This is a genomic window from Steroidobacter sp., from assembly GCF_036406195.1.
Lineage (GTDB): Bacteria > Pseudomonadota > Gammaproteobacteria > Steroidobacterales > Steroidobacteraceae > Steroidobacter.
The window spans coordinates 126,013-144,921 of the sequence record NZ_DASWVW010000019.1; the positions used below are offsets into that span (position 1 = coordinate 126,013).

The window sequence follows — 18,909 nt, forward strand, 5'->3', positions numbered from 1 at the left end:
ATACAATCGAGCTATGAACAAAGAAGCGGCGCTGGCCAGCCTGGGCCTGCAGGGGAACGAGGATCACGCCACCGTGGCTCGGGTCTATGGCGAGCGGTTGGCCAGGGTGCAGGAGCAGCTGATTTCGGCGCAGACTGATGTGGAGCGCAGCGCCCACGGCGCCAAGCTGGCCGAGTTGAGCCAGGCCTATGAGCTGGTGACCGGCACGGGCCGTTACACGCTTGCCAATGCCGGGGCGGCCACGGTCCTGCGCTCGGGCACGGCACTGGCGCCGCAGCCTTCGGGCGGTACCTTCGTTCGCATGGAGCCGGGCGCGGTCATCGCGGATCGCCTGGAGATCGGCGAGATGCTCGGCCAGGGTGGCATGGGCGAGGTGTACGCCGCGCGCGACCGGCTCAAGGACGAGGACGTGGCCATCAAGGTGATGCGCGAGGATTTGCAGTTCAGCAGCGCCGCCAAGGACCGGTTTCTGGCGGAAGCCAAGAGCTCCTGCAGCCTGTCTCATCCGAACATCGTGCGAGTGCATGACGTGGGCGTGAGCGGTGGGCTGTATTACTTCTCCATGGAACGGTTGAAGGGGCACACGCTGCGTCATCGGATGAATCAATATCGCGATGAAATGCGCACCTTCAGCATCGCCGAAGTCACCGATATCGCGCGCCAGATGATCGAGGCGCTGCGCTACGCGCATCGCTATATCGTGCATCGTGACATCAAGCCGGAGAACATCTGGCTGTGCGAGGACGGCACGGTCAAGCTCATGGATTTCGGCATCGCGCGGGCTTTCAGCAATTCGCAGCTGACGCAGACGGGCATGGCGCTGGGCACGGCTTATTACATGTCGCCGGAGCAGCACGTCGGCGCCAAGGATGTCGATTGGCGCACCGATCAGTACGCCCTGGGCGTCGTGTTGTATGAATTGCTGGCGGGCAGGCTGCCGGCCGGCGCGGTGCAGCCGATCGAGATGGTCCGGCGAGATCTGCCCAAGCGCTACGCGGACGCAATCATGCGTGCGATGGCGGTCCTGCCGGAGCAACGTTTCCAATCCTTGAGCGACATGCTCGCCGAGATCGAAGCACCGCTACCCAAGAGATTTCGTTATGGCGCGTTGGCGTTGATTGGCGCAGGGCTCGCGGCAGCGGGCGCCGGTGCGTTCGTGATCTTGAACGATCAAGGGCGGATGCCGCAGCCGGAGGTCATAGCTCAAGCGACGAAGGCGTCGACGGCCGGGATATCTGCATCTGCTGCATCCGGAGCCGCACAGTCTGCCGGCGCCAGTGATACAGACGGCTCGACGCCAGCAGAGCCGCCGCCGCCGGACGAAACTGCATCCTTGGCCGCCGCCATGCCGGAGCCGGAACCGGAGCGGCAGACGCAGCCACAAGCGCAGTCGGTGGCCGATGCGATCAGTGCGACGCCTTTGCCCGAGCCGCCGCCCGCACCGCAAAGAGTGGCAAAGGCGACAACAAATTCTTCGTCGGGATCCGCCTCATTCGCGGGCGGTGGCATCGATGCAAGGAGACAGCAATGCATCGCCCAGTGCGAGCGCGATGATGGCGAGTGCCGCAGCCTCAGCCGGCGCGGCAAGCAGGAGTGCATGAAGGCAGTGGCTTTTGGAGGCACTTCCGCCCGCCTGACCACGACCAATCCGGCCGCAACGAGTTGCGCGTTCTTTGGCCAATCGCGATGTGACCATTCGATGAACCGCGAGGGTTGCCTGGCTCGTATGACGGAAAGATACAAGACGTGTGTCGATGTGCTGGGTGGCTCCGTGGCGTCCCGCCGCCAGGATTGCGACGAGACGGCGCGCCAGTCGGATCAGATGTGCCTGAATGAGCTGCGCGATTGCCGCGCGTCGTGTGAGTAGCGCTACCCGACGACGCTCTTCAGATAACGAAACAGCAGTGGATGATTTGCCTGCAGCGCCTTGCGCTCAGCCAACTCGTTCTCTTCGTTTTGCGCGCGGCGCGCTTCGAGCCAGCGATGCACGCAACGATAATGTTCCTCACCGGCGGTCTGTGTGCGAGCGAGGTCGATGCTCATCTGGCGCGACAGCCCAAGCTCGTCCAGCAGCATCCAGGCAGGGAAGTCGCCCGGTGCGAACGCCAGGTCTTCGGAATCGGCGTCCGCCAGGTCATCTTCCGCAGCCAAAAACTCCTGCCAGGCCTTGCCGATGCCAGCGTCTGGTTGCTGAGTCTTGCTCAAAGCCTCGGCGGCCATCGCGGGCGCACACCAGCAAAGCGCGAACCAACCCGTGAGAGACTCGACGCGCCGATGTTGAAAGGCACCGCTCTGCGCGAGTTGTAAACAAAGCGCGGGCTGGCGCCACCAGTTGGGTTCGTCCACAACGCTGGCACTCACGCCAGCCCAGTCCTGAGCCTGGGCAAGCGCGAAAGCGCGATGCATTTGCGGATCGTCGGCCGAGAATGGCTGGCCTTTGAGGGCATCGGCAAGCTGTCGCCACAGCGGTGTCAGCAGCTCGCGCCATTGCGAACCCAGCAAACGTTTTGCCGTAGGTGCGGTCTCCAGCAAGAACTCGAGCTCCTGCCGGGCGTCTTCGATGGGTTGACCCAGGTGCGAGAGCGCCGAGACGAGTCGATCGTAAGCCGCAAGGTCGGAGTGAGTCGGAGCAATCTCGTACAGGCGATCGAGTTGCCGTTGGGCGTCGGCGGCATTGGTCGAAGCCAATGCGCGCGCGATGCCATTGGTGAGCGCGGCCACCGGATTGTCGAAAAACAGATCCATCTGCGGCGCCTGCTGGGCCGGAATGAAACGGCCTGCGATGAGCCGATGCATGTCGGCCTGCGCGCTGATGCGAAGAGGCTGGTTGCTTGCGGGGCCATCGGAGTGCCACGCCGTGAATTCCTGCGGCTGTTCGACGAGCCCAATGCTCCGGGCATAGCTCACCGACTGTTCGATCTGCGCGCGAATCTTCTCGGGGCTACCCATGAGCACGCCGTCGAGGAATTCGATTTCCTGGCGGCGCCAGCTTTCATAGTCGGCATAGGCGAGCCGGCCGGTGGCCAGCAACAATTCCAGCACGGTGAACGCGCCTTGTTCCAGGAGCTGGTCGTCCACCTGCTTCTGCAGTTCACTATCGATCTTGGCCATTCAATTTGTGGGGCGTCAGGGGGCGAACAACATTTCCAGGTCGGCCGCGTTCAGCTGCATCGGTGCGGCGTTCTTCTCCGTGTACAGCTGCGTAGCGAGCTCGTGTTTCTGTTCCTGCAGCCGCACGATGCGTTCCTCGACCGTGCCTTGCGCGATCAGCTTGTAGACGAACACCGGTTTGTCCTGGCCGATGCGATGGGCTCGGTCGGTGGCTTGCGCTTCGACAGCGGGATTCCACCACGGGTCATAGTGAATGACCGTGTCGGCGGCAGTGAGATTCAATCCCGTGCCGCCTGCCTTCAGGCTGATGAGAAACAACGGCACCGCGCCGCTCTGGAATTTTTCGATCAACGGCATGCGATCGCGCGTCTCGCCGGTGAGCAGCAAGTAAGGAATGCCGAGCTCCTGCACCTGCTCTTCGATCAGGCTGAGCATGGAGGTGAACTGCGAGAACAGCAGGATGCGGCGGCCTTCCTCGATCATTTCGGGCAGCGCGTTGCTGAGCCAGTCCATCTTCGCGGACGGGACCGGCCCATCCTGTTCCTCCGCTGATGCCACCAGCCGCGGATCACAGCAGGCCTGGCGCAGCTTCAGCAAGGCGTCGAGAACGGTGATCTGGCTGCGAGCCAAGCCGCGCTCCTCGATCGTTTCGCGGACACGTCGATGCGATGCGAGACGAACGCCGTCGTAAAAGTCCCGTTGCTTCTCATCGAGCGCAATCGTCTCGATGATCTGCGTTTTCTCCGGCAGCTCCGGCGCAACGGCGTCTTTGGTTCGTCTTAGCACGAAGGGCGCAATACGCCGGCTCAGCGACAGCGCCCGGTCGCGATCGTTGTTCTTCTCGATCGCGTTTCGATACTGGCGTTGGAACTCGCGTTCATCACCCAGCAAGCCGGGCTGCAGGAAGTCGACCAGCGACCAGAGCTCGCCCAGATGATTCTCCATCGGCGTGCCGGTGAGGCAGAGCCGGTGATCGCAGCGCAGCAGGCGAGCGGCCTGCGACACCTTGGCGCGCGGATTCTTGATGACCTGCGCCTCGTCCATCACCACCAAATAGAACTCGTGCGCCGTCAGCACTTCAGTATCGAGCTGCAGCAGCGGATAGGAAGTGATGACGATGTCGGCATTCCGAATCGATCCGAACAGCTCCTTGCGACGCGAACCATGCAGCGTCAGTTGTTTCAAGTGAGGAGCGAACTGCTGAATCTCTCGCTGCCAGTTACCGAGGACACTCACGGGCGCGACGATCAGCGACGGTTTCCTCAGGCGGCCTTGTTCCTTTTCCAGCGCGAGATGCGCCAGCGTCTGCACGGTCTTGCCGAGACCCATGTCGTCCGCGAGGATGCCGCCGAGATGGCAGCGTCGCAGGAACTGCAGCCATCCCAAGCCCTCCTGCTGATACGGACGTAGTGTCGCTGTGAAGTTTGCTGGCGGTTGCAGCGGCTCGATCGCGGCGAAGTTGCGCAGCTCGGCAACGGATTCGAGCAGCGCCGCATTCGTCGAGCGCAGCACCGGAGCTTCCGGCTCTGACGTGAGCTGCGCCAGTCGGCTCGCCTGGGAAGCCGGCAGTGCCAATGTTTGTTGCTTGCCGAGCGCGTCGTGGTCGTACAGCTCGACCAGCGTTTCGGCGATGCGCTTGATGCGCTCGATGGGCACGGGCAGATAGCGGCCGTCGGGCAACTGCACGAACAACTGCTCACCGATGCGATGCACGCCGGCCTCGCCATTGCCCAGCGCGCCTTGCAGATAATCCACCAGCGCCGGCAGCAGATTGACTTGCTCGCCATCGACCACCAGGCCGAGCTTCAGATCGAACCATTCGCGATCGCGGCCGGTGTCCGCGTCCACATACCATTCGCCAGCGCTGGCGAGCCGATAAGGGAACGTGCTATCGATGACCACGTCCCAGCCCTCGGCTTGCAACTGCGCGACGCCCTCGGACATGAATGCCAGCCAGAAATCCCGGCCATGTGAGCTGTTGGCCAGGGCGGCGTCGAAGCGCTGCTGAATGGCACGCTCGGCGTTGCGGTCACGCGGAATCTCGTAGAGCTTGTTGTCCTTCACGATGCGCACGTTGCGCATGTCATCGCGCAGCGAACGGCTGTAGACGGGCAAGCCGTTATAAACGAAGTACAGCGTCGCAATGGGGTCTTCGGCCAGGTAGAGCTGCGCTTTCAGGCTGCGTCGCTTGTGAGGTTGAGGCACCAGGGCGCGCAACTTGGGCAAAGCAGCGCAGCTCTGCTCGATTTCGGCATTGAGTTCCGCCACTTGCTCGGGCGCCACCGGTGGTGCGTTCCAGAAGCGGCGGAACTGCTCGATGGCGCAAGGGAGCGTGAGACCGCCGACTTCCTTGCTGGCCGGGTCTACATAGGTGGCGACATCCAGATCGAAGAACGTCGCGACCGTGTCGTCGCGGCGCTCGCTGGCCACCTCACATTGCAAATATTGTTCGCCGTTTTCGAGTTGCTGCCACGACAGGCGCGCGTTGCGGACCTTGCCTGCCTTTAACGACGAAGTATCCAGCGTCTGCCAACGAGCGCGACCCGTGGCGACAACTTGATTCAGCACGGTGGTGCCGATGGCATCGCGAAGTATCCAAGGGCCGTCAGTTCTCTGGGCGAGCAACTGCTGCAAGATCTGCCGATCTTCCGAATCGACATAGCGAGGGAAATCGTTACCGCCATTGCCTCGTAGAACGAAAGGACTCGAGCTGCCGCGCGCCAGACGGGTCGAGCCGGGAGGAGCCTGGCCTACCCACATCGACAGCTGTAATTCACCGGCGGAAGTGGCTTGCAACAGATAGTAGAGCCGCTGTTGCAACTGAGGTCCGGTCGGAGCGGTGGTCGCACGTTGCAGCGACGATGTCGACCGTTGAGGTGCGGCGCTTGGCGCATTGCTCGCAGCCGCAATCGATACCGCGGCGACGTGCACACAGGGGCTTGGTTTGCCGCAGTTACATTCGGCGTCGGCAATCGTGCCGTCGTTCGCGGCCGAGCGACGAATGTAAACGCGGTGATGCCTGGCGTCGTCGGCAACGACACCCGTGACGACCTGGCCCGATTGCAGGACACGCAACTCGCTGACAGCGCCACCGCGTGCCAATTGCTGGGCGGCCTGGAACAGCTCCTCGCCAAACTCGGCCTGCAGCCGACTCAAAGACACGTGCTCACCCGATGCGGCGGCAATTCAGCTCGCAAGAATCAGCGCGCTCGCGATCAGGCGAGCGTGTGATACACCTTCTGCACGTCTTCGTCCTGCTCGAGCTTGTCGATCATCTCCAGGACTTCCGTCGCCTGCTCTTCGGGCAGCTCGGTCGGTGTCAGGCAGATGTATTCGTGCTCGGCGGACAGCGGCGTGATGCCTCGGTCTTCCAGCGCCTTCTGCATCTGGCCGAACTCGGGGAAGTTGCAGCGGGCCACGATCTGCGGCTCACCTTTCTCGCCAGTGCTCTCGCCCATTTCCTCCAGCCCATGGTCGATCAGGTACAGCTCCAGGTCGTCCTGGTCGATGCCTTCGGGGTTGAGCCGGAACACGCCCATCTTCTTGAACTGAAAGCTGACGCTGTTGGCGGTGCCGAGGTTGCCCTCGTACTTGGTGAAAATACTGCGCACGTTGGCGACGGTGCGGGTCGGATTGTCGGTGGCGGTTTCCACCAGCACCGCGACGCCGTGGGGCGCATAGCCTTCGTACAGGATTTCGGTGAAGTTGGTCGCGTCCTTGCCGGAAGCTCGCTTGATCGCGGCCTCGACCTTGTCCTTGGGCATGTTGACGGCGCGGGAGTTGGCGATCACGCGTCGCAGGTGCGGATTGGTACTGGGGTCGGGGCCGCCGTTCTTGACGGCAATGGTGATGTCCTTACCGATGCGGGCGAATTGCTTCGCCATGCGATTCCAGCGCGCGAACATCGCGTGCTTTCTGACTTCGAAGATGCGGCCCATGACTGGCTCCGTAGACTGATCGCACAGTTTACCACCCCGATGGAAAGGTGGTCGGGCGGGTTGGCGGGCTTGGCGGCGGTTAGCGGTTGGCGGTTAGTGGCTGGACAGAAGAAGCCAAAATTGCGGCCCCTCGGAACCAACCGCCAACCGCCCGGTCTGCGGCTACTTGCCTTTGGCTTCCCAGACGAGCTCGGCCTGGGCGGCCGCGGCCCGTTTCAGGATGCTCAGCAAGGGCACGGCGCGGGTCGCCAGGTCCACCGGCGGCTCGGCATCCTCGTCGTCTTCGTCCTCGTTCCTGGCATCTTCGTTATCGGCCGGACGGGCCGGGGTCACGTGCGTGCCGGCCTTGATCTGCTCGGTGGCATGTTCGAGCCGTTGCAGCGCCAGCACCACGTCGTCGGGGCCCAGCGCGCCGGGAATGCGGCCGGTGGCACCCATGAGCTTCAGCAACTGAACCGCCACATCCTCGAACATGGTGATGGATTCAGTCGCGGTCGAGCGGAACGTCACCAGCATCGTTGCTCCAGGATATCTCCGGGGGAAATATTCAAGTGCATCCTCTGACCAGGAACAGCACCAGCAACACCGGGATGGGCACTCCCAGCAGCCACAGCAGAATCCAGCCCACTTTACCCTGCTGCCGGCCGTAATTCAGCAGCCGATGCAGACCAGGGGGTGGACGTTTGGGGGCATTCGCGGACATGGCAAGTATCCCATTCACTACCGTTACAAAATGAACGGCTGCTGCCGCGAAGCGGTTCCGGCTCGGCTATTCCGTGGCGGCTTTTTTGGCGGCTTCCCAGATTTGCAGTGTGCTGCGGCGGTTCAGGCCCTGTTCCATCAGCAGGGCGACAGCGCCTTCCTCGGAATACTCGCCGCGCGTGGCGAGCAGCGCCAGTGCGCCGGCCAGCTCGCCGAAATAGATCGCCTGACCGAGCGGACTCATGGTCGCCGGCGCGACCTTGTCTATCTGCTCCTGCAAGGCACGAATCGAAGGATCCGACAATTCCCAGGTCGAGGCGATGAAGCCGGCGACGTTCGGTCCCTGCAACTGCATCGCGCGAATGAAGACCTCCGCGCGAGGCTTTACGTCGCGATGCTCGCGATAGCTATCCATGGTCAGTCGAAACAGCACGATTCGAGCAAGCGGTCCGAGCAGTCCGATCAGCTGCGCGATGAAAGGATCGGCGTCGCCGAGCGAGCGTGCACACGACTCGGCCGCAGCAGCCGTGCGCTGCGCATGCTCCCAAGTGATCGTGGCGAAATTGTCGAAATAGCCTTTGGGCTGCCGGAACACCGGCTGCAGGATGGCGGTCGCGAGCAGGCTGCGCAGACCGTCGGTGCCGAGCACGACGACGGCGCGATCCAGGCTGTCCACCGGTTCGGGCGAGTAACGATAGGCCGCGCTGTTGGCTCGTTGCAGGGTGCTGCCCGCCAGCGCCGGGTCCTCGAGAATCAGCTGCACCAGCTCGCGGCGAGTACTTTCATCGTCGTTCAGCGCTTGCACGAGCCTGGGCAGCAGCATGGGCCGGCGCGGAAAATATTCACGCTGATGCACCGCTGCCGCGGCATTGTCATTGACCTTGGCCAGTACCGCCGCGTGCTCGCCGGTGATGTCGTAATCCAGATCCGGCGTGCTGAATGCGAGCTTGAAGCAGTCCGCGAACAGACTGGACGTCGAGGCGGTTTCGAACGGCGGGCCTTCGCTGACGCCCGAGTGGGCCAGGGCGCGCGTCTCGGCGCGAGTGGAGTCTGTGATGACCGGCCGACTTGCGGACGTCATCGAGCTGCGCACGCCGTACATGACGATGGCCAGGCCGAGCACGGCGGCAATCAGAATGATGGTCAGAGTCACGCTCGCCGTCGCTCCTCTAGTAGTTTTCAGGTAAAGCGCCGTCCTTGCGGAGGATTCTGGAAGCTCTGTGCCGCGCCGATGATACCGCGTCGGACGCTTGCTGGCAGCAGCGCCCCCGGGTGCTGCACGAGCGAGGCCGGCGCCGGTGATGGTACCCTTGCAGCCATGTCTCTTACTTCCGGGCAACTAGATGAGATCGCGCCGCGCGTGCGACGTATTGTCGCGCGCAATCCAGGCTTCATGACGGGGCCGGGGACCAACACCTATCTGGTCGGCGATGGCTCGTATGTGGTCATCGATCCGGGGCCGGATGATCCGGTGCACGTGGAGCGCATCATCAAGGCAACGGCCGGCCGCATCGACGCGGTGCTGGCCACGCACACGCATCCGGATCATTCTCCCGCCGCGTCGTCCATTGCCGAGACAACGGGAGCGTTGGTGATGGGCCGGCCGGCCCCCGAGCATGGTCGACAGGACGCTGGATTCGCGCCGGTCACGGTGTTGAGCGACGGCGACGCGGTGACCATCGGCGCGCAGGTGCTGCGTGCTCTGCATACACCCGGTCACGCGTCCAATCATCTTTGTTACTTGCTCGAAGGCACGGGGCTGCTGTTTACCGGCGATCACTTGATGCAGGGTTCGACCGTCGTGATCGCTCCGCCGGACGGCAGCATGAGTGACTATCTTCGCTCGCTGGCGCGCTTGCAGAAGGAGCCCGTGACGCGAATTGCACCCGGTCACGGCCTGACCATCGAGGACGGTCAGGCGGAAATCGTTCGTATCATCGCGCACCGCCTGCAGCGCGAGGCCAAAGTGGTGGAACGGCTCGAGCGCCTCGGCCGCTCGAACCTCGATGCTCTGGTCGTCAGCGTCTATGACGATGTCGATCCTCGTCTGCATCCAGTGGCGAAAGGCTCGCTGCTGGCGCACCTGCTCAAACTCGAAGAAGACGGCCGGGTCACGCGCGACTCGCCGGATGCCAACGCGCTGTGGTCGCTGCAAAATCCGTGAATTCCCCGCCGCTGATCGAGCTCGCCCATTGTTCGCTCCTGTTCGACGAACACCGGGCGCTCGACGACGTGAGCTTCACTCTGCGGCGAGGCGAGCGCTGGGCCTTGATCGGTGCCAATGGCTCCGGCAAAACCCTGCTGCTCAAGCTGCTTCGTGGCGACATGTGGCCCACGCCCACGGGACGTCAACGCCGCACGACAACTCTGGCCAAGGAACAGATCGCGTATCTCGGGCCGGAGCGGCAGGACAAATATGTTCGCTACGGCTGGAATCTCACAGTCACGCAGGTTGTGACCACTGGCCTGTTCGACGAAGACATTCCGCTGACTCAGCCGACGCATGCGCAGCGTGAACGCGTGGCGCGCGTGTTGCGGCGATTCGGACTGTGGGGGTTGCGGCAGCGGCGCATTCTCACTTTGTCCTACGGTCAGCGGCGATTGGCGCTGGTCGCGCGTTTGTTTGCGGGTAAGGCAGCGGTGTTGCTGTTGGATGAGGTGTTCAACGGGCTCGACGTGCGCGCGAAAGAAAAGTTGCGCAAGGCGCTGGAGCAGCCGAGAGGTGGGCACGATTGGCTGCTCACATCGCATCGCCCGAAAGAGCTGCCGAAGAACGTTACTCATGTGGCGCGCATCGAGCAGGGCCGGATCGTTTCCGCAGATCCGATCAAACATCAGTCCGCGGCTGCTCCTGTGCGTCGCGGGCGCTCCGACGCGGCGGCGCGCGAAAAAAGGCGTTTGAAACAGGTTGCCACGTCGCCGGCCGGCAAGCGCAAGAGTTCATCTGCGCGGCCGCTTGTCGCCATCCGCAACGCCGACATCTATCGCGATTATCGCCCGGTCATTCGCAAGCTCGATTGGACGCTGGCGCGCGGCGAGAACTGGGCCATCCTGGGCGCGAACGGTTCGGGCAAGAGCTCGTTGTTGAATCTCCTGTACGGCGATCTGCATCCTGCACTGGGCGGCACGATCGAACGCGCGGGTGTGCCCAAAGGCACGCACATCGAAACTTGGAAACATCGCGTCGGCTGGGTCTCGCCGGAGTTGCAGGCGGATCATTATCTCGCCACGTCGATCGAAGAGATCGTAATTTCCGGCCGCTACTCCAGCGTCGGTTTGAACGACGCTCCGAGCAAGGCCGATATCAAGGCGGCCGATCGCTGGCTGCAGTTCTTCAATATCGAACGCCTGCGTGCTCGCGGCCCGCGGCAAGTTTCCTACGGCCAGATGCGCCTGGCCTTGTTCGCCCGGGCGATGATGAACAATCCGGAATTGTTGCTGCTGGACGAGCCATGCACGGGGCTCGACGGCGATGTGCGCGCAACCGTGCTCGGCTTCATCGAGCAACTGGCGGAGCAAGGAACTCAGATCGTGATGGCCGTGCACGACGTGGAAGATATCGTGCCCGCGGTGAAGCATGTGCTGCGCATCGGCAGTGGCGGCAAGGTGGAACAGGTCGACATCGATTTCAGCTGGTAGAGCGCGGCACGCCAAACAAAAAGGGCGGTGTCCTGTGGACACCGCCCTTTGCTCATCCCGAGCCGTGTGAAGCTTTAGCCCTTGGCTTCGGCCCGCGCCTTGTTGGCTTCCTCGATCACCACGTCGGCGACGTTCTTCGGCACCGGGTCATAGTGCGAGAACTCCATCGTGTACGAGGCGCGACCGCTGGTCATGCCACGCAGATGGCCGATGTAACCGAACATTTCCGACAGCGGCACGGTGGCCACGACGGCGATGTTGGCGCCACGCTCCAGCTGTTCCTGGATCATGCCGCGGCGGCGGTTGATGTCGCCGATCACGTCGCCCAGGTAGTCGGACGGGGTCACCGTTTCGACCTTCATCACCGGCTCGAGCAGGATCGGGTTGGCCTTGCGGATGGCTTCACGGAAGCAGGCCTTCGCCGCGATTTCGAACGTCAGCGCGTTCGAGTCGACGTCGTGGTAGCTGCCGTCCGTGAGGCGCGCCTTGAAGTCCACCGTGGGGAAGTGGGCGAGCACGCCGTCTTCCATCTGCATACGCAGGCCTTTTTCCACCGACGGCACGTATTCCTTCGGCACCGAGCCGCCGACCGTTTCGTCGACGAACTGGAAGCCCGCGCCGCGCTCCAGCGGCTCGAACGTGATCCACACCTCGGCGAACTGACCGGAGCCGCCGGTCTGCTTCTTGTGAACGTACTGCTCGGAGATCGGCCTCGTGAAGGTCTCACGATAGGCGACCTGCGGCTGACCCATCACGCCTTCGACGTTGAACTCCGTGCGGATACGGTCGAGCGTCACTTCGAGGTGCAACTCGCCCATGCCGCGCAGAATGGTCTGGCCGGTTTCGCGATCGGTCTCCAGGTACAGCGAAGGATCGGCGCGCACCATCTTGCCGAGCGCCGCGCCGAACTTCTCCTGGTCGGCCTTGTTCTTGGGCTTCACCGACACGCTGATGACGGGGTCCGGGAAGCGCATGCGCTCCAGGATCACCGGCGCGTTGGCGTCGCACAGGGTGTCGCCCGTATCGGTTTCGGCGAGCGAGACCAGCGCGATGATGTCGCCGGCGCGCGCTTCTTCGATCGGATTCGCTTCCTTCGCGAACATCTCCACCATGCGGCCGATCTTCTCGCGCTTGCCGCGAGTCGAGTTCATCACCGACATGCCCTTGGTGAGCACGCCCGAGTACACGCGCACGAAGGTCAGCGCGCCGTAGGCATCGTTGATCACCTTGAACGCCAGCGCCGCGAACGGCTCGTCGTCCGAGCTCTTGCGCTCGCCGACCGGGTTGCCGTCCTGGTCCACGGTCTTGATGTTTTCGACGTCGGTCGGGGCCGGCAGGTAGTCGACCACGGCGTCGAGCATCTGGGTCACGCCCTTGTTCTTATAGGACGAGCCGCACAGCACCGGGTTGAACGCCGAGCTGATCGTGCCCTTGCGCAGGCACTTGCGCAGCACGTCGGCCGACGGCACGGTGCCGTCGTTCAAGTACGCTTCCATCGCCTCGTCGTCCTGCTCCAGGCAGGTGTCGACCAGCTCGGTGCGGTACTTCTCGATCTCGGCCAGGATCTTGCGATCGCTCGGCACGGTGATGTCCAGCTTGTCGGCCAGGTCCGGGGTGATTTCGTGCTCGATCGGCTTGGCGTCGCGGTCGTCGGACTCCCACACCAGCGCCTTCATCTCCACCAGGTCGACCATGCCCTTGAAGTTGTCCTCCGAGCCGATCGGCAGCTGGATGGGCAGCGGGCGGGCGCCGAGGCGCTTCTTGATCATATCCACGCAGCGCAGGAAGTTGGCGCCGCTGCGGTCCATCTTGTTCACGTAGCAGATACGCGGCACGCCGTAGTTGTCGGCGAGACGCCAGTTGGTTTCGGACTGCGGCTCGACGCCGGCCACGCCGTCGAACACGACGACCGCGCCGTCGAGCACGCGCAGCGAGCGGTTCACTTCGATGGTGAAGTCGACGTGGCCCGGAGTGTCGATGACGTTGATCTTCTTCTTGCGCCAGAACGTCGACACCGCGGCCGACTGGATCGTGATGCCGCGCTTCTGCTCCTGCTCCATGTAGTCCGTCGTGGTCGAGGACTTCAGATCCTTGGTGTCGTGCACGTCGACGATCGTGTGCTTGCGGCCCGTGTAGTACAGGATGCGTTCGGTGGTCGTGGTCTTGCCGGCGTCGACGTGGGCGATGATGCCGATATTGCGAATATCGGCAAGGGCAGTGGTGCGGGGCATGTCAGAGTTCCGTTACGGGTTCGTTTCGTTGCAAGCGCAGTAGGTTGTGGATCAGGTTTCTGGGTCGCTGGGCGGGCGCGGATTCTAGCGGAAAACCACGCAAATACGCTTACCCAGGCCGTCCCCAACCGGGGCGCCCAGGCGAAGGGCGCGCAGTCTACCCGAAAGGTGGGGCGAAGTCATTGTATAGGAAAGAGAATTTTAGGCCGCGGCAGGTAAATTCCCGGTGGGCGGCTACGGGGGCGCCGTAGGTTGGTGCCTGGCGGGGCGAGCGGAGACGGGAATTTGTGGTCTCAGGTTGCCCTGGGCGGGGGTAGGGGCGCCTGGTTCAGGTGGGTTTCTTGCCGGCCGGTTCATTGACTGCCGGGCGCTGCGCGCCGGCCCGGAGGATCTTTCTTTTTAAGTGCCGGGCGCTGCGCGCCCGGCAAATGGGAGAGGCTGCGTGTCATTCTTTAAAGGAGAGACGGTTCCATCTGGCCTCAAGCTGCGCGGCTTTGTCCCGCCTTAGGGTCAATGGTGCTTAGTTAACCGTCTTTGTCGCAGCGGTTCGCGGATAGCGGATAGCGGTTAGCCAGAAATGAGCTAAATCCTGGCCTCCGTTCTGCCCTAACCGCTAACCGCCAACCACTGGAGGGCGCTAACTAAGTGCCATTGGCCTTAGGGTGGCGGTTCCGTCCGGCTCAAAGAGGCGGTGGTTTCATCCGGCCCGAGAAGTACTGTCATTCGGCCTGAATAGGTAACCGCAGGGGGGCATGCCCCAATCGGTATCCCTCTGGGTCAGAATCTGAACCGGAGCCGCCCGGCGCAGCGAGTCCAAGTGCGGCCGGTCGCCAAGCCGCTCCTCAGCTCGCGGCGGACGCTACATTCTTGGTGCCGGGCGCGTAGCGCCCGGCACTTGAGAAAGAGGTTCTCCGGGCCGGCGCGAAGCGCCCGGCAGTCAAGGCCGAGCCGGACTTTAGAGCCCGACACAGTTTCTGGAAGCGACACTTCTTACCGTCGCCGGTTGCGTAGCGCCCGGCACTCAAAAAAAGACGTCCTCTGGGCCGGCGCGAAGCGCCCGGCAGGGCACTGCCTCAGGGCTGAATATCCGCCTCGTAAACGATAACCGCATCGCCCACGATTCGAACCGACTGCGCCACCTTGCCACTCGACTCGATCTCAACCTCAACCACCCCCGGCCTTCGCATCCACATCCCCTGCCGCCCCTGGAACACCACCCGATTGTCCTTGGGCGTCATCAACCCGTGGTTCACCAGATACACGCCGAGCATGCCGTGCGCATTGCCGCTCACCGGGTCTTCCCGAATGCCGAGCGCCGGTACAAACATCCTCGACTCGGTGCTCAGCACGCCATCCTTCTCCACCAGCGCGAACACGAAATAACCTTCTGCGCCGACGTGCGAAGTAAGCCGCGCCAGCTCCTCGAAGTCGGGCTTGATGGAGCTCAGCAACTCGTTGGATTTCAAGCCCACCAGCAGCCGCGAACCGCCCTTGGTGAGCACCTGCAACGGGCAATCGACGTGCAGGCTCGGGCTGGAGATGCCCAGCGCATTCAACACCTGGCGGCGGTGATGCTCCGGAATGATAGGTCCCAGCGACGGCGGATTCTGCGTGATGGCGATGCGCAGGTCGCCCTCCACCTCGGTGACTTCGACTTCCACGATGCCCACCGCCGTACGTTGCCGCAGCTTGCCGACCGGCTTGCCGTCCTTCTTCGCTCTTACATATTGAGCCGCAATGGTGGCGTGGCCGACGAACGGCACCTCATGGCGCGGCGTGAAGAATCTCACCTGCATGTCGTGATCGTTGGCTTCGGGCTCCAGCACGAACGCCGTCTCGCCGTTCACCTCGGTGGCGATGGTCTGCATCTGCTCGTCCGAGAGCTCGTCGGCGTCCAGCACCACGATGGCGGGATTGCCGGTATAGCGTTGGCGAGTGAACGCGTCGACGTGGAACAGCCGGCAATGTCGGTTGGGCATGGTGGCAGCTTCGAAAAAAATAAAGCGCTCTTATAGCGCTAGTGGCGATTGGGTTACAATCGCACCCGCCTTAGGGGTGGCCCTGACTGGGGCCTGAGATGCCGACTGCCCGCAACCGTTGCCGGGCTCAGCGGCGGACCCGTTGAACCTGATCCGGTTAGTACCGGCGTAGGGAGCAGGTCGTGACTTTCAGCGCATTCATTTCCCGCCCGCACATTCCTGCTCGCGCCCGTGCCCGGATCTTCCACTGATCGAGGATCTGGCCATGCTCAATTCTCAAAACCATAATTCATTCAAACTGGCGCTCGCCCTGGCGGCTGCCATCACGACGCCCGCCCTGGCCGCCGAGCGCGACGTGCTCGAGGAGGTGGTCGTCAGCGCCACACTGCGTCAGCAATCCTTGGTCGAGTCGCCGGTCAGTGTCACGGTGCTCGATCAGCAAACGCTGCACGATGCGGGGCGGCAGCACTTCGAAGATGTGCTCACCGCTGTGCCCAATCTCTTCTATGCCAGCGGCACGTCGCGTCCGCGATTTTTCCAAATACGCGGTATCGGTGAACGCGAGGAGTACCAGGGCGCGCCCAATCCATCGGTGGGGTTCCTGATCGACGACATCGACTTCAGCGGTATGGGGATGCCTGCGACATTGTTCGATGTCGAGCGCATCGAGGTGCTGCGCGGGCCGCAGGGCTTGCACTACGGCGCCAATGCGCTCGGCGGTCTCATCGTCATGCGCGGTCGCGATCCCGAAGATACGTTTGGTTTCTCCGCCGAGGCGGCCTATGGCGAATACAACAGCAGCTCGATCGGCGCAGTCGCGACCGGGCCGGTCGAGTCGCTGAATTCCGCGTGGCGTGTGGCTGTCCAGAACTTTCGCAGCGATGGATTCCGCAACGATGTCTATCTCGGCCGCGATGACACGATGGATCGCGACGAGCTTACCGCGCGTGCCAAGTGGCGCTGGCGGCCCAGCGAAAACACTACCGTCGATCTGACCTGGCTGCACGCCGATCTCGACAACGGCTACGACGCATGGTCGATCGACAACACTCGCACCTCACTGGCGGATCGGCCGGGAAAGGATGCGCAGCGCTCTGACGGCGCGGCCGTGCGAGTCGATACGTCAGCCGGCAGGCTTGGACGGTTGACGGTGACTGCGACGATGTCCGACAGCGAAACGGACTACAGCTTTGATTCCGACTGGGGCAATGCTGACAGCTGGGTGCCGTATACCTACGACTATTTCGATCGACAGCAGCGCGATCGTCGCGGGCGCAGTCTCGAAGCGCGCATCACCTCCGATTCGGCAGCCTCGGCACATGGGCTGGCGTGGGTCGCGGGTGTGTATGCGCTGGACGTCGACGAGCAACTGCATTCAACGTCACAAGGCGTTTACATCGATCCGTTCAATCCCGACTGGTCCGGTTCCACGGATAAGGCTTTGCGCAGTGATTACGATGCGCAGAACGTTGCTGTCTACGCTCAAGTGGAAGGACCGTTCAGCGAACGCTGGGGTTGGTCGTTCGGCCTGCGTGGCGAGCAACACGAAGCCGATTACAGCGATGTTCTAAATGACGAAGGCGATCTGATCGGTACGAACGAGTCTGCTCGCGACACCATGTGGGGCGGGCAAGCCACGCTGTATTTCGACCAGCGCGAGCGCTTGCGTTGGTTCGCGACGGTGTCGCGCGGCTACAAGGCCGGCGGCTTCAACCTGGGCGAGGACGCGATCGTCAAGACGCGATTCCTGCCTGAGTATCTGGTCGGTCTCGATATCGGCATGAAAGGCGAGTGGCTCGACGGCCGCCTGTATGCGGATGCGACCGCCTTTTATATGAAGCGCACCGACGTGCAGATCGATGTCAGCCGGCAACTCGTTGCCAATGACCCGAGCAGTTACCTTTTTTATAAAGACAATGCGTCTGGCGGCCGTAATATGGGCGTCGAAAGCAGCGTGCGTTGGCGCGCGACCGAGCAGTTCGAAGTTGGCGCGTCGCTCGGCTTGCTGCGTACTCGCTATTCGGGGTTCCGTCCGGACGGTGTTCATGATGCGAGCGATCGCGATCAAGCCCACGCGCCGGAGTATCAAGCGTCGGTCAATGCCACGTGGCGCCATCCGCTGGGCTGGATGGCGCGCGTAGACGTCGTGGCCACCGACAACTATTACTTCGACGTGCCGGATCTCGATCCAGACAAGAACAACTACCGCTCGGAAGCGTACTCGCTCACGCATCTGAAGGCCGGCTATGAAGCCGAGCGCTGGGCCGTGTACGCCTGGGGCCGCAACGTATTCGACGAGGACTACTACATCCGCGGCTTCTTCTTCGGAAACGAGCCCCCTGACTTCAATCCAACGCGCTATACGCAGTTGGGCGAGCCGCGGCAATTCGGTGTCACTTTTCGTTGGGAGTTCAAGTAATGCGCACCGCTATCGAGATCAGCCTGTATCCGCTGGATGCTGACTACATTCCGCCCATCAAGGACTTCATCGAGCGCCTGAACAAGTATCCGGAGCTGCAGGTCACCACCAACGCCATGAGCACGCAGATCGCCGGTGAGCATGCGCGGCTGTTCGAGATCCTGGCCAAGGAAACCGCGGTGAGCTTCGGCGAGCAGGGCCGCAAGGTATTCGTGATGAAGGTGCTGGGGGGCACGGTGCCCGAGTGACGGCCCCATCGGTTCAGACCATCGTCGAGCAGTTCCTGGCAACGTCGCCGTGGGAAGCCGCGGCGTCGTTGCTGGGCCTGGCGTATCTGCTGCTGGCAGTACGCCGCAACCTGCTGTGCTGGCTGTGCGCTTTCATCAGCACCTCCATCTACATCGCGCTGTTCCTCCAGGCGGCGCTGTACATGCAGGTGCTGCTGAACATGTTCTACCTGGTCATGGCCGTGTACGGATTCATCGACTGGCGGCGTGGGCGAACCGAATCGGGCGACGTGCGTATCGAGTCGTGGACCGTGAACCAGCACGCGAGGGTGGCCGTGCTTGTCATAATCGCGAGCGTCCTGAACGGCTGGGCGCTGGCGCACTGGACGGACTCGCCGGCGCCGTATCTGGATTCTTTCGTCACCTGGGGCAGCATCGTTACCACTTGGATGGTCGCGCGACGCATAATCGAGAACTGGCTGTACTGGATCGTGGTCGATGGCGTGGCCGCCTGGCTGTATTTCAGCCAGGGCCTGCTGGCCACCACGGTGTTGTTCATCATCTATCTCGGGATCGTGGTGCGTGGATATTTCGTGTGGCGGCGGGAACAGGCTCTACAAAGCAAACCGGCGGTTGCCGCGCCTTCGACTTGAGCCCGTGTCG

The 18,909-nt window shown here is 62.8% G+C and carries 14 protein-coding genes and 1 riboswitch; of the genes, 6 read left to right on the forward strand and 8 right to left on the reverse strand.

Going from position 1 to position 18,909, the window contains the following annotated elements; translation table 11 throughout:
* The first annotated feature begins 13 nt into the window (after nucleotides 1–13).
* The gene (locus VGE08_RS08710; RefSeq protein WP_331067474.1) at nucleotides 14–1,867 is read left to right on the forward strand and encodes a serine/threonine-protein kinase; all 1,854 of its coding nucleotides are present in this window, start codon (nucleotides 14–16) and stop codon (nucleotides 1,865–1,867) included.
* Nucleotides 1,868–1,869: 2 nt separating this feature from the next.
* Here VGE08_RS08710 and VGE08_RS08715 read toward each other — a convergent pair whose 3' ends face one another.
* The 6 genes from VGE08_RS08715 to VGE08_RS08740 all read right to left on the reverse strand — a co-directional run bounded on the left by VGE08_RS08715 (nucleotide 1,870) and on the right by VGE08_RS08740 (nucleotide 8,904).
* Nucleotides 1,870–3,111, reverse strand: coding sequence for a hypothetical protein (locus VGE08_RS08715; protein ID WP_331067475.1), 1,242 nt, complete (start codon nucleotides 3,109–3,111; stop codon nucleotides 1,870–1,872).
* 15 nt (nucleotides 3,112–3,126) lie between these two features.
* On the reverse strand, nucleotides 3,127–6,273 hold the full coding sequence (locus VGE08_RS08720) for a DEAD/DEAH box helicase (protein WP_331067476.1): 3,147 nt from the start codon (nucleotides 6,271–6,273) through the stop codon (nucleotides 3,127–3,129).
* A 53-nt stretch (nucleotides 6,274–6,326) separates the two neighbouring features.
* The gene (locus tag VGE08_RS08725; RefSeq protein ID WP_331067477.1) at nucleotides 6,327–7,049 is read right to left on the reverse strand and encodes a YebC/PmpR family DNA-binding transcriptional regulator; all 723 of its coding nucleotides are present in this window, start codon (nucleotides 7,047–7,049) and stop codon (nucleotides 6,327–6,329) included.
* A 162-nt stretch (nucleotides 7,050–7,211) separates the two neighbouring features.
* Nucleotides 7,212–7,565, reverse strand: a complete 354-nt coding sequence (locus VGE08_RS08730; protein ID WP_331067478.1) for a DUF1840 domain-containing protein — start codon at nucleotides 7,563–7,565, stop codon at nucleotides 7,212–7,214.
* A 31-nt stretch (nucleotides 7,566–7,596) separates the two neighbouring features.
* Complete coding sequence (locus VGE08_RS08735; RefSeq protein WP_331067479.1) at nucleotides 7,597–7,752, reverse strand: hypothetical protein; 156 nt, start codon at nucleotides 7,750–7,752, stop codon at nucleotides 7,597–7,599.
* 66 nt (nucleotides 7,753–7,818) lie between these two features.
* A complete protein-coding gene (locus tag VGE08_RS08740; RefSeq protein WP_331067480.1) occupies nucleotides 7,819–8,904 on the reverse strand; it encodes an HDOD domain-containing protein in 1,086 nt (361 codons plus the stop codon).
* Nucleotides 8,905–9,069: 165 nt separating this feature from the next.
* On the opposite strand from VGE08_RS08740, the gene VGE08_RS08745 reads away from it, so the two are divergent.
* A complete protein-coding gene (locus tag VGE08_RS08745; RefSeq protein ID WP_331067481.1) occupies nucleotides 9,070–9,915 on the forward strand; it encodes an MBL fold metallo-hydrolase in 846 nt (281 codons plus the stop codon).
* On the forward strand, nucleotides 9,912–11,390 hold the full coding sequence (locus VGE08_RS08750; protein WP_331067482.1) for an ATP-binding cassette domain-containing protein: 1,479 nt from the start codon (nucleotides 9,912–9,914) through the stop codon (nucleotides 11,388–11,390). Before VGE08_RS08745 ends, VGE08_RS08750 begins: the two co-directional genes overlap by 4 nt.
* Before the next feature lie 74 nt (nucleotides 11,391–11,464).
* Here the strand turns inward: VGE08_RS08750 and fusA are convergent, their stop codons facing one another.
* Both fusA and VGE08_RS08760 read right to left on the reverse strand, forming a co-directional pair.
* The gene (gene fusA / locus VGE08_RS08755) at nucleotides 11,465–13,621 is read right to left on the reverse strand and encodes an elongation factor G (RefSeq protein ID WP_331067483.1); all 2,157 of its coding nucleotides are present in this window, start codon (nucleotides 13,619–13,621) and stop codon (nucleotides 11,465–11,467) included.
* A gap of 1,073 nt (nucleotides 13,622–14,694) precedes the next feature.
* Nucleotides 14,695–15,600: a PhzF family phenazine biosynthesis isomerase gene (locus VGE08_RS08760; protein ID WP_331067484.1), complete on the reverse strand. Its 906-nt coding sequence runs from the start codon at nucleotides 15,598–15,600 to the stop codon at nucleotides 14,695–14,697.
* A gap of 62 nt (nucleotides 15,601–15,662) precedes the next feature.
* Nucleotides 15,663–15,793: riboswitch (TPP riboswitch) on the forward strand.
* Nucleotides 15,794–15,865: 72 nt separating this feature from the next.
* Between VGE08_RS08760 and VGE08_RS08765 the strand changes: the two genes are divergently transcribed.
* From VGE08_RS08765 to pnuC, 3 genes are read left to right on the forward strand one after another with little or no spacing between them, the layout of a single operon-like run.
* On the forward strand, nucleotides 15,866–18,019 hold the full coding sequence (locus tag VGE08_RS08765; RefSeq protein ID WP_331067485.1) for a TonB-dependent receptor: 2,154 nt from the start codon (nucleotides 15,866–15,868) through the stop codon (nucleotides 18,017–18,019).
* Entirely contained in the window at nucleotides 18,019–18,267 is a 249-nt protein-coding gene (locus tag VGE08_RS08770) for a YkoF family thiamine/hydroxymethylpyrimidine-binding protein (RefSeq protein WP_331067486.1), read from the forward strand. The genes VGE08_RS08765 and VGE08_RS08770 overlap by 1 nt, the downstream gene beginning before the upstream one ends.
* On the forward strand, nucleotides 18,264–18,899 hold the full coding sequence (gene pnuC, locus VGE08_RS08775; protein WP_331067487.1) for a nicotinamide riboside transporter PnuC: 636 nt from the start codon (nucleotides 18,264–18,266) through the stop codon (nucleotides 18,897–18,899). The genes VGE08_RS08770 and pnuC overlap by 4 nt, the downstream gene beginning before the upstream one ends.
* Nucleotides 18,900–18,909: the final 10 nt, after the last annotated feature.

What these genes read in the sequence shown, in the direction of transcription:
- VGE08_RS08770 (WP_331067486.1), top strand. Translation starts at nt 18,019, where the DNA reads ATGCGCACCGCTATCGAGATCAGCCTGTATCCGCTGGATGCTGACTAC.
- VGE08_RS08725 (WP_331067477.1), bottom strand. Translation starts at nt 7,049, where the DNA reads ATGGGCCGCATCTTCGAAGTCAGAAAGCACGCGATGTTCGCGCGCTGG.
- VGE08_RS08715 (WP_331067475.1), bottom strand. Translation starts at nt 3,111, where the DNA reads ATGGCCAAGATCGATAGTGAACTGCAGAAGCAGGTGGACGACCAGCTC.
- VGE08_RS08710 (WP_331067474.1), top strand. Translation starts at nt 14, where the DNA reads ATGAACAAAGAAGCGGCGCTGGCCAGCCTGGGCCTGCAGGGGAACGAG.
- VGE08_RS08760 (WP_331067484.1), bottom strand. Translation starts at nt 15,600, where the DNA reads ATGCCCAACCGACATTGCCGGCTGTTCCACGTCGACGCGTTCACTCGC.
- VGE08_RS08745 (WP_331067481.1), top strand. Translation starts at nt 9,070, where the DNA reads ATGTCTCTTACTTCCGGGCAACTAGATGAGATCGCGCCGCGCGTGCGA.
- VGE08_RS08765 (WP_331067485.1), top strand. Translation starts at nt 15,866, where the DNA reads ATGCTCAATTCTCAAAACCATAATTCATTCAAACTGGCGCTCGCCCTG.
- VGE08_RS08735 (WP_331067479.1), bottom strand. Translation starts at nt 7,752, where the DNA reads ATGTCCGCGAATGCCCCCAAACGTCCACCCCCTGGTCTGCATCGGCTG.
- VGE08_RS08730 (WP_331067478.1), bottom strand. Translation starts at nt 7,565, where the DNA reads ATGCTGGTGACGTTCCGCTCGACCGCGACTGAATCCATCACCATGTTC.
- fusA (WP_331067483.1), bottom strand. Translation starts at nt 13,621, where the DNA reads ATGCCCCGCACCACTGCCCTTGCCGATATTCGCAATATCGGCATCATC.